The sequence below is a fragment of the Porphyromonas levii genome, assembly GCF_018206105.1.
Classification (GTDB): Bacteria; Bacteroidota; Bacteroidia; order Bacteroidales; family Porphyromonadaceae; genus Porphyromonas_A; species Porphyromonas_A levii.
Genome location: NZ_JADRGN010000030.1, coordinates 1 through 13,574, shown reverse-complemented (window position 1 = coordinate 13,574; position 13,574 = coordinate 1). Strand labels below are relative to the sequence as shown.

The window sequence follows — 13,574 nt, the reverse complement described above, 5'->3', positions numbered from 1 at the left end:
TTGGCATCATTAGTATAATATGCTAGAAACTTTACTTGTAACACTTGCTGTAGTAGCTATCTGTGTAATGCTCCTAGGGTTCAGAGTGTTTTTTACCAAGAAGTGGAGCTTCCCCAACTCGCACGTAGAGGGGCAGCCCAAGCTCGAGGAGCAGGGTATTACCTGCCACCGACATCAGCACAAAGATGCTCAGCGACACAGAAACCTCTTTGATCGTATACGTCAGGAGGAGAGACTACAGTAGGAAAACTCATTCAATAGATGGCTTAACATAATGATAAAGAAGACAATTTACACAGCTGCAGCCCTTATAGTGGCGCTACTTGGCCTCGCTAGTTGTAATGGCACTAGCAATAACAATTCGGGTGCCGCTGCCATGGTATCCGGAGATAGTTCAGCTATAGCTCGCATGCCTATTGCATACATCGAGTTGGATAGCCTTATGGCTAACTATAAGTACTATACCGATGTACAAGAGGAGCTGATGCGTGAAATGGAGAATCGCCAAGCTACCTTCAATACTAAGGGCCGTAACTTAGAGAGCGAGATGAAGGAGTTCCAGCGCAAGGTAGAGTCCAATGCGTTCCTATCTCAGGAGCGTGCTCAGCGCGAGCAGGAGCGTATCCTCAAGCTTCAGCAGGAGCTACAGGAGCTCAATCAGAAGCTCCAAGTAGAGCTCATGCAACTAGAAGCAGAGCGCACCAAGGCAGTAACCGACACAATCGTAGCTCTCGTACGCCAGTACAATGCTGAGGTAGGTAAGTATCAGATGATTCTCACCAGCAATGCAGCAGGTATTGGTACAGTGGTTTGTGCCGATCAGTCGTACAACATCACCGAGGAGGTGACTAAGTACCTCAATGACCGCTACAATCCTACCAAGAAAGAGGAAGAGAAGAAGTAACCTTGCTCCACAAGGTATCACAAAATACGAGCCATGCCCTCACAAGATGGCGTGGCTCTTTTATTTACATAGGTAACAACATGGATAAGCATACAGATAGTAAACTTCGCGAGACACTCACCCTACTAGGTGCTGGTCAAGCCACCAACTACCCCACAGAGTACGACCCTTCAGTGCTCGAGACCTTCAACAACAGCCACGAAGGTAGAGACTACTGGGTACAATTCAACTGCCCCGAATTCACTAGTCTCTGCCCCATCACCAGTCAGCCCGACTTTGCGGAGATTATCATCTCCTATATCCCCGATATCAGGATGGTAGAGAGCAAGAGCCTAAAGCTCTACCTCTTTAGTTTCCGCAACCATGGGGCATTCCACGAGAGTTGTGTCAATCTCATCCTAGATGACCTTATTAAGCTCATGGACCCTAAGTATATAGAGGTGATAGGACTATTTACTGCCCGAGGCGGTATCTCAATCCACCCCTACACCAACTATGGTCGCCCAGGCACTAAGTACGAGCAACTAGCCGAGCAGCGCCTATTCAATCGCAAGGGCTAAGCTAATATAAGTCTAAGAGATTACTCCCCTACTGAGATACAATCAACACTCTGTAGGGGAGTAATCTCGTATATACAGAGACCTTCAGAGGTTAGTACCACCCCAAGTGCTCCGGTCAAGCTTGCGGTAGTTGACCGCTTCGCCTATATGCTGAATAGTAATCTCTGGTGACCCATCCAAATCAGCTATAGTCCGTGCTACCTTTAGTATACGATCATAAGCACGAGCAGATAATTTGAAGTAATCCATTGCGGTCTTAAGCCTATCCATACTAGGCTTATCCAGATGTACATACTCCTGCATCAGAGCGGGTGTCATCTGAGCATTGGTGTAGATACCTGGCACATGCTTAAAACGCTCTCGCTGTATCTCACGAGCCCGCATCACCCGCTCCCGTATCGCAGCACTAGGTTCGCTTGGAGCTTTATCCGCCAGTGCTTCAAATGGTACTGGCACTATCTCCACTTGGATATCAATACGGTCGAGTAGGGGACCCGAGATACGGCCTAGGTAGTTTTTCACCTGCATCTCCGTACATTCGCAAGCTCTGAAAGGATTATTATAGTGCCCACAAGGACATGGATTCATCGATGCTACAAGCATAAACGAAGCTGGAAAAGTGACGGTCTGCCTCGCCCTCGAGACCGTTATCTGTCGGTCTTCGAGTGGTTGCCTAAGCACCTCCAGTACATTACGAGCAAACTCCGGAAGCTCATCTAGAAAAAGTACACCATTGTGTGCCAAAGAGATCTCTCCAGGCTTAGGATAGCTCCCTCCACCTACAAGCGCCACATTGGAAGTGCTATGATGAGGAGCACGGAATGGGCGCTCACGCATCAGAGCTATATTCGTAGGCAAGGTGCCTGCCACTGAGTGTATCATAGTGGTCTCCTGAGCCTCATCCTTGGTAAAAGGGGGTAGGATGCTGGGCACACGCTTAGCCATCATAGACTTACCACTACCAGGGGGACCTATCATAATTATATTGTGATTGCCTGCTGCTGCTACCTCCAAAGCTCTCTTTACCGTCTCCTGCCCTTTAACTTCCGCAAAGTCGGCATACTGGAGCAAGTGTTGGTCGAAAAGATCTTGCTCCTCATAGCGAAACTCCTGTAGTGCACCTTCGCCCACTTTCAGGAAATCCACTACCTCCTGTAGCTTATCCGCTCCAAAGACACGTATACCCTCCACCACCGATGCCTCTCGAGCATTAGAATAGGGTACGATGATATTCTTGAAGCCTTCCTTTTTTGCCGTAATGGTCATCGGCAATATGCCATGAATAGGACGGATATGCCCATCTAGCGATAGCTCACCCATTATCATGGTGTCTTGGAGGCGCTCGAGTGGCAAACGCTCTGTAAGTGCTAAGATAGCTATTGCTAGCGGAAGGTCGTAGGCAGCACCCTCCTTTTTGAGATCGGCAGGTGCCATATTGATGATGTAGCGGTGCTCTTTGTATTCATAGCCACTCTCGGCTATAGCTGCCTGAATGCGCTGATGGCTCTCCTTGACTGCCGCATCTGGAAGCCCTACCAGCATAAACTTGGCACCATTACTTATCTGTGCCTCTATGGTCACTTTTGTAGCGTCTATTCCGCTTACGGCAGCGCCATATACCTTGACTAATGCTCGATCTACACCTACATCAATCCACTCTACGTCCGACATTTTTATACTCCTTTATAAACTGTACCAAACTATCCGCTACCTCCCATGTACGCCATACTTGGCGAGTACTATCTACCAACATATATATAGGCACATGATGGATATGGTTATCCCTAATATACTCCACCGCATAGCCTGTACTATCCACGAGGAAGTGGGCATTAGCACCTTTCTTTATCCCCTTGGGTAGTTCATCATTAAGCAGTACGTTATAGTTCAGTAAGCTGAGACTATCTAGGCGAGAAAGGTATTTCTTCTGCTGCATATAGGCCACCGAATCCTCGGGAGTAAGCTCCATTACATTGATGACCATCAACGCTCGTTTGCCTATTAGCTCTTTGAATGGCTTAGTTTCCTCTTTCCCAGCTATACGAAAACCATAAGGCACAAGTTGTTCATCGGCAGCCCCTGTCGCTATATCAGAAAAGCCAAGAAGGTCTACCATATCGGTGTAGGTATTGGAGAGGCGGCTCTGAATCACCACTAACTCCTCCGTACACTCACCTCCTTTATCACGTTGGATAGCATCGGAGACCATGATAAAAGCAATACTATTGGATTGGTATTGATTGAGAAAGGAGAGCAATTGCTCCATACCTTGCTCCTTTGCTCTGTACCAGCTTAGGATAGAATCTACCTCCTGTACACCCTCAAGCACTACCTCATTATTACTGATCTTAGCTGATATATTACCGGTACGGCTAGGGAGCAAAGGCAACTGTAGGAGACCTTCGCTATCGTAAAGTAATAGCATATCCAGCGTATCTAGATCTAGCGCCTTATCCCAATCAATACGCCCTTTACCGCTCACACTAATGGTATCTATAGTGATATCGTGCGTACCATAGGTATATAGGTACCATGGGCTATCTTCTGTGTCGATATTCTTGATATCGATAGATAGGTGGTCGTGCGACTTTTTGCCACCACAGCTTACCAATACCATTATGAGGAGTAGTGTACTCCAAATTGTAGCCCTTCTCATTGTACCTGTCTATAAATAATATCCTCTATCAGTGCCTCTTCCCAAGGCTCTATACCATAATGCTCGAGAAGTGAGAGCTTCTCTCCAAGTTCAGCACCCAGACTCCCTTCCTCTTGCCATTTTCTCAACTGAGAGAGCCCCTCTACTCTGTGCCCTAGGGCAATAGACACTAGCCCCGCCCAGAGCAATAATTCGCCCTTCAGCTCCTTACCCTCTAGCCGTCTGCCAGCTTCCTCTACCTTACCTAGAGAGAGCAGCAGCTCTAGTAGGAGCAGCGTACTCTGTAAGTTCTTACCATCGGCAACATAGTCCGCCTTGTAGGCTGCCTTTAGGGCTTCCTCTGTCCTACCCAATTCGTAAAGAAGGGTAGCTCTCTGTAGCGGGAGTTGGTAACCTATCCCCTCACCAAGTTCTCCCTCACCAGTAGTAATCCACTCTACCGCCTCTACTTTCCTGCCAAGTCGAATCAATATCTGTGCTATCTTCCGTACAGTAACCTCACTTTTGCCCTCCAGCTCCACGGCACGCCGTAGCTGCTCTAGTGCTTGCTCATCGTCATTGCGCATCATGCTTGCCACTGCCATACCTCGCCACACCTCCGCAGTATTGGTTCGGTAATCATGCACAACCCGTTCATACGTATGACCAGCTTCGGCATATTGTCCGAACCTTACCATAATGGAGGCAAGCGACAACAGACCCTCCTCAGATAAAGTACACCTACTGGATAGGAATGCTCCACTGATCATCTCTGGCGAGTGGTCGAACGGATTGATAAGCGTATTGGCATGGCTAGATAGTTGGTAGAATCGGTAAGCACCAAAGACAAAATCCTTCACACCGTCCACAAAGGTGATTTCTGTAGGACTCCCACTAGGCATCTGTCCCTCCATCTGAGAGAGCATGGCACTACCTATCTGTTCCCAAGTAGGTACCAAAGCATAGGAGTAGAGGTCTGAACTAATCATCCTCTGCCCCTGAAGCATCATAGGAAGTAGTTTCTTGAAGGCAGCCACATTATCTTTAGAAAGCCCTGGGAAGTGTTCGTCGAAGGGCATGAACCAGTGGCTTATCTTGCTAAAGAAGGGAAAAGCCTTGAGCTCTGATATCATGTGGTAAGCCACATCTTGCTCTGTATCCTTTAGCATAGAGAACTTATCTGGTGCTTTAGCCATTAGTGACTCTACCTCCTCTAGCTTCTCACGGTCTATAGAACCATTCTGTAGCTCTTCTATCCTTTCGGTTAGTGAATGCCCCATTACCTGCTGGAGCTTATCGGAAATACTCCTTAGATCGGGCAGTATCTTCTCCCGGAAAATCTTATGATTATCTGTAGTCTTATAGGCGATCTGAATTACCTTCAGCGCCTCCATAAGCTGCTTTTCATCCGCTACCAATGCTATCTGCACTTGTTCTACAAACTGAGGGTGCAGACATAATAGTTCTTCCTTATGGCGCTTACCAAGTATCAGAAGGGCACTTAGGGCAGCACCCTGTACCATCACCGAAGCGTGCTGTTGCCACAAGGCAAAGAGCAACTCCATCTTCCGTACATCGAAGTACTGCATTGTACCCAGGAAGAGGGCGCCGACTATGGTTTGAGCTACCATCTGACTACTCTCTTCTACCAATAGAAGGGAGTGTAGTGCTTGCTCCTCTGCCTCGGAAAGGTCTATAGATGTCCATATAAGACCAAAGAGCTGGTCTAGCTTATCGAAATACTCCTGCGAAAATGGCTCCACTTCATTGCGTAGTACCCCTATGAAAGGTACCAACGCCCCCTCGCCATGGCCGTACGCTCTGAGGGTCTGAATAGTAGCGCTCCTACTATTCCAAGGTAGCTCTTGTCCCTCTATATAAGCTGCATTGGCGCGCAATAAACGCATCAGTGAAGTGCCGATACCTCTCATTATCCTAGCACGCTCAGGATCCTCCGCCCCCTGCTCATAGTACTGAGAGAGGAAACCATAGGTAGATTCCAATGCACTCAGCTCGGCTTCATCCACCACTGGTAGTGCTCGCATATCGCGGAGCACTGCACCATAAAGCCCCCGTAGTGTCTGTTCTACATGCCACCTCAGACGAGATGGATAGTATTCTATACCATCTATTTCTCTCATTTCATTACATCTAACGGGTCAATAATCACCAATGCAGCTGCTAAGAATAGCAATAGTCCTAGTACGACAAAGATAAAACGTGTCCACCCTAGTCCCAACTTATTGATCAAATAGCGGTAGGAATGGTTGTCGAAAAACCACTGGCTCCCACTCAGCCCCGCCCATATTGCCAAGCATCCGGGCAAGACAAACATAAGCCCTAGCGCGACATATACCAGTGTCATCTGCCCCATCACCTAGGATCGTATATAAAGGGCGTCGCCTCATCTAGTAGAGTAAGGCGACGCTGGTCTCCATCCACTTCTATTCGCAAGCGAGCGGTCTTTTCTGGAAGAAAGGGAATGAATAGTGCTGGCCACTCTACAAAGCAGTAGTCCCCACTATGTAGATAATCGGTAGCTCCTATGTTACGCAAGTCGTCATGCGTCTCGAGTCGATAAGCATCTATATGATAGACAGCGTCCCCTCTATCTGTATGGTATTCATTGACAATAGCGAAGGTAGGGCTACTTGTGACCTCTGTAACGCCTAGTGAGTGGCATAGCTCTTTGATGAGCGTAGTCTTTCCTGCCCCCATAGGTGCATCAAATAGCCACACGGAGGTATCCCCCAATTCATTGAGTAAGAACTTAGCAACTGTGCCTATTTCATCTAGCCCATATACTATTGCTTTATCTTCTCCCCACTTTATAGCACTCATATTTATCTTATATCTACTAACTTGTTGTGTAAACAAAATTACTCAAATTCACCTCAATAGCAAAATAAATACTCCTATACACACCAGCTAACAGAGATACCTATATTAGAAAAATTCCCTCTGGGGAGGAACTGGAGTTTCTCCCCAGAAAAACTAGAGTCTCTCCCTAGAGGGAATTTCTTTGCTCAGGCTATAATCAATCAACGCTCTACTAACAACGCTTATTTAATTCCTATAGAGAAAGGAACCATTGTGCATAGCAGATATTTCCAACTGCCTTATTATATATGAGATATAGCTACTTCAAAAATCATTGCTCCAGACAATCATTTGGCACTCCTTACAATTATGGGTGAGCTTAAAGCGTTCTTTACCTCTTACTAAATACATAGGAAGTGGAAAAGGAGGCTTCACCTTATCTCTCGTACAATAGCCCATCTGATGGAGCAGACAGTGTCGCGTAAACATTACTGGTACTTCTCCTTCTGGTTTTTCTACCTCCAAGGCGGGTGCTATTGTACCTGTGACACCGAGTAGGCGATAGAATTGCTCTGCACTCCTATTGGCCACATTATAAGTAAAGTCTAATTGACTGGGTAGCTCATAGGTATCGGCGTCGTAGGTATGAGAGAGGAATGCCTTACGTTTGCTAGCCAATAAGAGACCTATCTCCTCTCTTTGGTGCAACATCCTTGCTTCACTATCTTGTTGTAATAGCTCCATAAGCTCTCGACGCATCTCAGTGGCAATGGAGGGCGGTAGGTAGAGACCATTGAGCTCGAGAGTACCTTTTCTCAAGGTAAAAACGGTATCACCTAGCTTCGAGATAGCTGCCAAGATACGCTCAGAGTTATCTTTTTGTGCTGGCTCTAATGCTATAGCTCTAGTCACCTCAATAGAACCGCTTTTCATAGTTACCGATGTTGGTGTAGCTATACAAGCGATATCTATCTCTATTTTACGGATGGAAGCGTCTGGTCGCTGGAGTATCTGGGTAAACTTATGGTTGAGGTTACGATAGATAGTAGCAGCATTACCCATCTCCAGTAGCTTAGATAGCTTGATACGGTAGTGATTGGGGTTACTCTTTATAGGCACCACCTGATTGACTAGTGCACCTTCTGTAGCACTTTTGTCGGTAGGCACAAAGAGCAGACCATCACCATTGGAGAGTTCTTCGGTCAGCTCTGCCTCTATCTCCTTACCCATATTACGTAATAGATGCCCTACCTGCTCTCCCACACTTTTATTGGTAAAGGGAGTGATTTCATCCACTGGTATAGGACGGTGCATAGGAGTATTGTAGTTGGTAGATAGGCGAGAGAAAGTGGCTGAGGGCTGAGGAGTGAAATTCCTTTGTACCACGCCACACGAAGCTCTTTGGTATTCATCAGGTCTACGGGCTATTATCTCTTCCACTATCTTACGGTAATGAGCAGTTACATTGCGCACATATTCTATCCCCTTGAGTCGTCCTTCTATCTTTAGAGAGGATACTCCACAATCTAGCATCTCCTCTATGATATCGGTTCGGTTGAGGTCTCGGAGCGAGAGGAGGTGTTGTCCTTCTCGGAGCTTATTGCCTTCTGCATCCTCCAGATCATAGCTCATACGACAGTACTGAGCGCAACTACCTTTATTGGCACTACGCCCTTGGCATGCCTCACTAATAAAGCACCGTCCGCTATAAGAGACACAAAGGGCACCATGAATAAAACTCTCTATTCGGATAGAAGTATCTCCTTTGACCCTCTTGATATCTTCTGTACTGAATTCCCTAGGAAGCACCACTTGTTCAAAACCTAAGTGCTCTAATAAGCGCAGCTTAGCAGGCGTATTATTATGGCATTGTGTACTAGCATGTAGTGGTATAGGCGGAAGATTCTTCGTCAGTAATCCCATATCCTGAATAATAAGAGCATCGGTACCTACTTGGTAGAGCTGATGAGCAAGCAACACTGCCTGGCGTAGCTCCTCATCGGTCAGAATAGTATTGAGTGCCACATACACTTTTGCCCCATACTGATGTGCTTCGGTACATAGAGTGGCAATATCATCTATAGATACTGCGGCTGCACTTCGGGCTCCAAACATAGGTGCACCAATATATACTGCATCTGCTCCTGCCGATAAGGCTACTCTACCTACCTCTAAAGAGGCAGCTGGCGCCAATAATTCTATCTTCCTTATTTCCATACTCATTGTATAATAGGACAAAGATACTATTTACTCACAATTGGGTGTTGGTATGGTGTGGATAACTTGTTGAAAAGTTTTGGAGCTAATATTTGCTAATATCAATTAAAAAGTAAGTAGTAAAAGAATTGACACTACCAAATAAAACGGGGTAGAAGTTACAAAGAAGTTACGCACAGGTTACCAACAGAGCTTCTAATATCACTTAGCCCCTCTTCTGTTACTAACAGCACTATTAGAGGTAACTCACAATCCTAGACTTTATCAGTTGGTAGTGTGTGGAGAGCTTGTTAGTAGCAGTGGATAGCGTATGAATTGCATAGATAAGACCTACGTAACACAATGGCGGTAGATACTCTACTCACAATATCCACAAGCTTTATCATAGTATTTTATCTATCATATCCTTAAGTACATCTATATAGTCTCTCTACTCTATCGGTATACTATCTATAAAATAATATGATAAAGGGTGTGAAGCATGTGAATTTGGGTATATTTGTGCTGGGAGGATAGAACTATTGAATATGAAGAATTGGATATTAGTAGGGGTGATATTAGTGGGTTTCCTTTTAGGTTGCCACCCCCAGGAGAGTAATGGAAGCGCAACTGATGAGGAATTGAAGGTAGACTCCACAGAGGTGGAAGTAGTGGAGACACCAGATACTATTAGTGCTAGAGAGATTGTATTATCGGAGGATCTTCTTTTCGAAGAGTATCACCTGGATACTATTTATGCTTATAAAGATACTACCAGGAGCATCAAGGTGGGGCTAATAAAGGAGAAGCTGGCTTTTATAGAGAATCTTGAAGATGAGATAGGTCAGTGGGCGGTGGTAGAAAACTACCGTAACGCCAACGGAGAAGCACCTACCGTTGCCAACTATGTGCGTAATGAGTACAAGAGGGTATCGGATACGCTGGGCGTGGAGCGCTACCAGTCGGCTCCTCTCTATATGCTTAATGATACGACTCAACCGGTGTTGTATGCAAGAGATGGATGGCTGACTCACTTATTAGATTCGGTAGGAAGCTATTATAAGATTACGCCTATCCGTAATGATATAGGGGAGTTCTTTATCCCAAAAAGATATGTGCGTCCACTAGGAACAGGCAAGACTTTCCACAAAGTAGTATTTGTAGATAGGGGCGATCAGAATATTGTTACTACTGAGAGGGTAGAGAGGGGTAAGTGGATAATAAGAAGCACCAATCCTGCTACTACTGGTAGGAAGAAGCCCCCTTATGCTATGGAGACGCCTCTCGGTATCTTCTTGCTACAGCAAAAGAAGGCTAAGATGTTTTATACCCATGATGGTAGTTCACAGATAGCAGGCTACGCTCCTTGGGCAAGTAGATTTACCAATGGCGCTTATATCCATGGCGTACCAGTAAATAGTCCTAATGGTAAGATTATAGAGTACAGTGCTTCATTGGGAACTACACCACGTTCTCACATGTGTGTGCGCAATGCTTCGAGCCATGCTAAGTTTGTCTTCGATTGGGCACCTACCGATGAGTCTCTCGTGGTAGTGATAGAGTAAGATAGTTGGTCATCAAATAGAAAACGAGCTAGGTAACTGTTGTCACCTAGCTCGCTTTTATTTAGTGTGAAGAAAGGGTGGCTTATGCTGCTACCTCGTTCTCTACTGTAATGCCCTTCCATACGATGGCTGCAATAGCTGCACCAAGGAATGGGGCTACGATAAATACCCAAAGCTGCTGAAGTGCTAAGCCGCCCTCGAATAGAGCAGGACCAAAACTACGTGCTGGGTTCACAGATGTACCTGTAATAGGAATACATACAATGTGAATAAGCACAAGAGCAAGACCTATAGCCAAGCCAGCAAAGTTATTGAGACCGTTCTTGGCGGTTACGCCTAGTACTACTAGTACAAAGATAAAGGTGAATACTGTCTCGGCAACAAATGCTACGGCTGTCTTTCCCTCGGCAAACCCATTAGCACCTGTTAGGGTGGTAGTAGAGCCTGAGTCCTTAGCCAAGAACCATAGGATACCTGACCCTATCACAGCACCTATTACTTGGAAAAGCATATACATGGCAGCATCCTTACCATTCATACGCCCACTCATGAATACACCTAGGGTGATAGCAGGATTGATATGGCAGCCTGAAATACTACCTATACCGTAAGCCATGGCTACTACAGAGAGACCAAATGCAAATGCCACACCTAGTGTGCCTACCGATGCAAAGCCCTGAGGAGCACCGGCAAATACAGCTGATCCACAACCAAGAAGTACCAGCACCATTGTGCCAATCATTTCAGCTAAATACTTTTTCATACTTTGTAAATCTCTAGTCATTGAAAAAAAAATAACCTTTCACACATTACTATCTGTGGTGAAAGGTATCAATAATAAATGAGATAACCTACGATAATGGTTGAAATGATACTATTTACGCCTTAGTTCTACTTCTTTAGCTATTGCCGCTACTATATTCTGCATAGATAACTGATGGAGGCAAGCATAGTCGCCTCTATGGCAAGGTTTATTGCCTAGTATAGAGCAAGGACGGCACTCTATATCTACACCAATACAATTGACTAATGGAGTACGGAATGGAATATATCCAGCAGCAGGGTGTGTAGCGCCCCAAATAGATACTACAGGGGTGCCTACCATAGCTGCAATGTGCTGATTGGCACTATCCATACTGACCATACAATCGAGCTGAGCTATTTCCTTTACCTCCTCGGCTAACCCCTGAGCGGAGGTAAGGCGCACAGTATTGGCTCTTAGTTGTACCAACTCTCTATTCTTCCTTGCCTCAGATCCGGCAGCTCCGTATAGGATAAGATCACAATTGGGAAAACGTTCTACCAGTAGGTCAATTAGCTCAAGCAATTGCTCTTTTAGTATCATCTTGCCCTCATACTGTGCATACGGAGCGATACCAATAGTTACTTTTCGTGGGCAACTTGTGCGACCTACTACTAGCCTTCCCTTACTCAGCATGCTGATACCAGCCCTCTTGAGTGTAAGGAAGTAAAGATCTGTGATACGTGGTAAATATAAATTGGGAGGTACTACACCCTCTTTTCGAGTGGATAATAACTTATTCCTATCTGCCTTGGGGATATCAATGGTGACCAATTTATGTCCTTTTGTCTTCAGGGATAAGCCTATGCTCCTTGTGATAAAGTTATTATTTAGGTCTACTACTACAGCATCGGGGTAAAGACGATGCAGTTTCCTAGCAAACTTTATTAGACCGAGAGGTTTGGCATCCTGGTCTTGCTGAAAAGGCAGTGTAGTGAGATTAAGAGGCGGGTCGATTACTAATCGAGACATGAAGTACTGAGTGACGAGTACAAACTGATCACTTGGATGGTCATCTGCTGCCGCATATAGAGGGGGAAGAGTCATAGCTACATCCCCTAGAGCAGACAGACGAAGAATGATATAGGTATTAGCGCCCACGCGTTACGATTGCTTCCTCCTATTGTATAGTACAGGATTTAGATTAGGGTCGTTGTACATCTTCATCTGCTTATACACCTTCATCTGCTTACGTCCTGCCTCAATATCCTGAAGTAGGGTATCGATAGCAGTTATCAGATCGGTATTTTGCTGAATCAATACAGATAGCTTAGCATTGGCACTCATGCGCTGATGTTCATCAGTGCCCGGACGTTCAGCCTCTCCCCTCATGTGGTAGATTTTGAGCTGAAGGATACTCAGTCGGTCGATAGCCCAAGCAGGACTTTCGGTATTTATTGTAGCATCGGGAAGTACCTTAACACCATAAAACCTATCCAGTAGATAGCTATCAATAAGCTCTACTAGGTCAGTTCGCTCCTGATTGTTACGGTCTATTTTTCGCTTAGTAGCGAGTGCTTCAGCTGGATCTATATCAGGATCTCTCATTATATCCTCCATGTGCCATTGCACAGTATCTATCCAGCACTTTAGGTATAGGTAATATTCTATCGACTTGAAGGCATAAGGATTGTTTATCTCTGCATTGACATTGTCACGTACATGATAGTCCTCAATAGCTTGGTCAAAGATTGCTATTGCTTGCCTACTAAAGTCCTTTATGGTTTCCATGTCTACTTTTCCAAAGTGTTAGTAACAAATAACAGTGTAAAGATAAGCATAAATAGAGCATTCTCTATCCAAAAGATACTATTGTTGCAATATAACAATATTATATTAGGTCACATAGAGAAGTAACTTCAATAAAATGTTACCATCATCCTTTAATAAGTCAGCTGTACATCAGCATAAATTTAACTCATTATACTTACCTTGTCACTACTCAATATAATATATAATACGTCATACTTTATAGTACTCCCCATTTTTCGACAACGGGCTAGTGTTTTTTTCTTTCACTGTAACAAAAGTACTCATTTTCTTTCTCTTTACATAGTTATTGGTTATTGTTATACAGCTACTACTATTCCAT

13 protein-coding genes are annotated in these 13,574 nt (G+C 45.1%); 4 read left to right on the top strand and 9 right to left on the bottom strand.

What is annotated here, in order from left to right:
* The first annotated feature begins 19 nt into the window (after positions 1-19).
* The 3 genes from IX315_RS07020 to queF all read left to right on the top strand — a co-directional run bounded on the left by IX315_RS07020 (position 20) and on the right by queF (position 1,464).
* On the top strand, positions 20-244 hold the full coding sequence (locus IX315_RS07020; protein WP_018357538.1) for a hypothetical protein: 225 nt from the start codon (positions 20-22) through the stop codon (positions 242-244).
* A 30-nt stretch (positions 245-274) separates the two neighbouring features.
* Positions 275-904, top strand: coding sequence for an OmpH/Skp family outer membrane protein (locus IX315_RS07015; protein WP_018357539.1), 630 nt, complete (start codon positions 275-277; stop codon positions 902-904).
* 80 nt (positions 905-984) lie between these two features.
* Entirely contained in the window at positions 985-1,464 is a 480-nt protein-coding gene (gene queF, locus IX315_RS07010) for a preQ(1) synthase (RefSeq protein ID WP_211837301.1), read from the top strand.
* Between the two features lie 84 nt (positions 1,465-1,548).
* Here queF and IX315_RS07005 read toward each other — a convergent pair whose 3' ends face one another.
* The 6 genes from IX315_RS07005 to IX315_RS06980 form a co-directional block, all read right to left on the bottom strand.
* The gene (locus IX315_RS07005; protein WP_211641686.1) at positions 1,549-3,135 is read right to left on the bottom strand and encodes a YifB family Mg chelatase-like AAA ATPase; all 1,587 of its coding nucleotides are present in this window, start codon (positions 3,133-3,135) and stop codon (positions 1,549-1,551) included.
* Positions 3,113-4,120, bottom strand: a complete 1,008-nt coding sequence (locus IX315_RS07000; RefSeq protein WP_018357542.1) for a hypothetical protein — start codon at positions 4,118-4,120, stop codon at positions 3,113-3,115. Before IX315_RS07000 ends, IX315_RS07005 begins: the two co-directional genes overlap by 23 nt.
* Positions 4,117-6,240, bottom strand: coding sequence for a tetratricopeptide repeat protein (locus tag IX315_RS06995; RefSeq protein ID WP_211641690.1), 2,124 nt, complete (start codon positions 6,238-6,240; stop codon positions 4,117-4,119). Before IX315_RS06995 ends, IX315_RS07000 begins: the two co-directional genes overlap by 4 nt.
* Positions 6,237-6,473, bottom strand: coding sequence for a hypothetical protein (locus IX315_RS06990; protein ID WP_018357544.1), 237 nt, complete (start codon positions 6,471-6,473; stop codon positions 6,237-6,239). The genes IX315_RS06995 and IX315_RS06990 overlap by 4 nt, the downstream gene beginning before the upstream one ends.
* Complete coding sequence (tsaE, locus tag IX315_RS06985) at positions 6,473-6,940, bottom strand: tRNA (adenosine(37)-N6)-threonylcarbamoyltransferase complex ATPase subunit type 1 TsaE (RefSeq protein ID WP_211637731.1); 468 nt, start codon at positions 6,938-6,940, stop codon at positions 6,473-6,475. The genes IX315_RS06990 and tsaE overlap by 1 nt, the downstream gene beginning before the upstream one ends.
* A gap of 303 nt (positions 6,941-7,243) precedes the next feature.
* Entirely contained in the window at positions 7,244-9,136 is a 1,893-nt protein-coding gene (locus IX315_RS06980) for a peptidase U32 family protein (protein WP_244973116.1), read from the bottom strand.
* 527 nt (positions 9,137-9,663) lie between these two features.
* Between IX315_RS06980 and IX315_RS06975 the strand changes: the two genes are divergently transcribed.
* Positions 9,664-10,680 (top strand): L,D-transpeptidase, encoded by a 1,017-nt coding sequence (locus tag IX315_RS06975; RefSeq protein ID WP_018357547.1) that lies wholly within the window; start codon positions 9,664-9,666, stop codon positions 10,678-10,680.
* A gap of 82 nt (positions 10,681-10,762) precedes the next feature.
* Here IX315_RS06975 and IX315_RS06970 read toward each other — a convergent pair whose 3' ends face one another.
* The 3 genes from IX315_RS06970 to IX315_RS06960 all read right to left on the bottom strand — a co-directional run bounded on the left by IX315_RS06970 (position 10,763) and on the right by IX315_RS06960 (position 13,213).
* Positions 10,763-11,464: an MIP family channel protein gene (locus tag IX315_RS06970; protein ID WP_018357548.1), complete on the bottom strand. Its 702-nt coding sequence runs from the start codon at positions 11,462-11,464 to the stop codon at positions 10,763-10,765.
* A 90-nt stretch (positions 11,465-11,554) separates the two neighbouring features.
* Positions 11,555-12,529: a glycosyltransferase family 9 protein gene (locus tag IX315_RS06965; RefSeq protein WP_211637727.1), complete on the bottom strand. Its 975-nt coding sequence runs from the start codon at positions 12,527-12,529 to the stop codon at positions 11,555-11,557.
* 57 nt (positions 12,530-12,586) lie between these two features.
* Positions 12,587-13,213, bottom strand: a complete 627-nt coding sequence (locus IX315_RS06960; protein ID WP_018357550.1) for a DUF4254 domain-containing protein — start codon at positions 13,211-13,213, stop codon at positions 12,587-12,589.
* Positions 13,214-13,574: the final 361 nt, after the last annotated feature.

Coding starts and splice junctions, on each gene's coding strand:
- IX315_RS06990 (WP_018357544.1), bottom strand. CDS start 6,473: ATGGGGCAGATGACACTGGTATATGTCGCGCTAGGGCTTATGTTTGTC.
- queF (WP_211837301.1), top strand. CDS start 985: ATGGATAAGCATACAGATAGTAAACTTCGCGAGACACTCACCCTACTA.
- IX315_RS06980 (WP_244973116.1), bottom strand. CDS start 9,136: ATGGAAATAAGGAAGATAGAATTATTGGCGCCAGCTGCCTCTTTAGAG.
- IX315_RS06970 (WP_018357548.1), bottom strand. CDS start 11,464: ATGACTAGAGATTTACAAAGTATGAAAAAGTATTTAGCTGAAATGATT.
- IX315_RS06975 (WP_018357547.1), top strand. CDS start 9,664: ATGAAGAATTGGATATTAGTAGGGGTGATATTAGTGGGTTTCCTTTTA.
- IX315_RS07005 (WP_211641686.1), bottom strand. CDS start 3,135: ATGTCGGACGTAGAGTGGATTGATGTAGGTGTAGATCGAGCATTAGTC.
- IX315_RS06965 (WP_211637727.1), bottom strand. CDS start 12,529: ATGACTCTTCCCCCTCTATATGCGGCAGCAGATGACCATCCAAGTGAT.
- tsaE (WP_211637731.1), bottom strand. CDS start 6,940: ATGAGTGCTATAAAGTGGGGAGAAGATAAAGCAATAGTATATGGGCTA.
- IX315_RS07015 (WP_018357539.1), top strand. CDS start 275: ATGATAAAGAAGACAATTTACACAGCTGCAGCCCTTATAGTGGCGCTA.
- IX315_RS06960 (WP_018357550.1), bottom strand. CDS start 13,213: ATGGAAACCATAAAGGACTTTAGTAGGCAAGCAATAGCAATCTTTGAC.
- IX315_RS07000 (WP_018357542.1), bottom strand. CDS start 4,120: ATGAGAAGGGCTACAATTTGGAGTACACTACTCCTCATAATGGTATTG.
- IX315_RS06995 (WP_211641690.1), bottom strand. CDS start 6,240: ATGAGAGAAATAGATGGTATAGAATACTATCCATCTCGTCTGAGGTGG.
- IX315_RS07020 (WP_018357538.1), top strand. CDS start 20: ATGCTAGAAACTTTACTTGTAACACTTGCTGTAGTAGCTATCTGTGTA.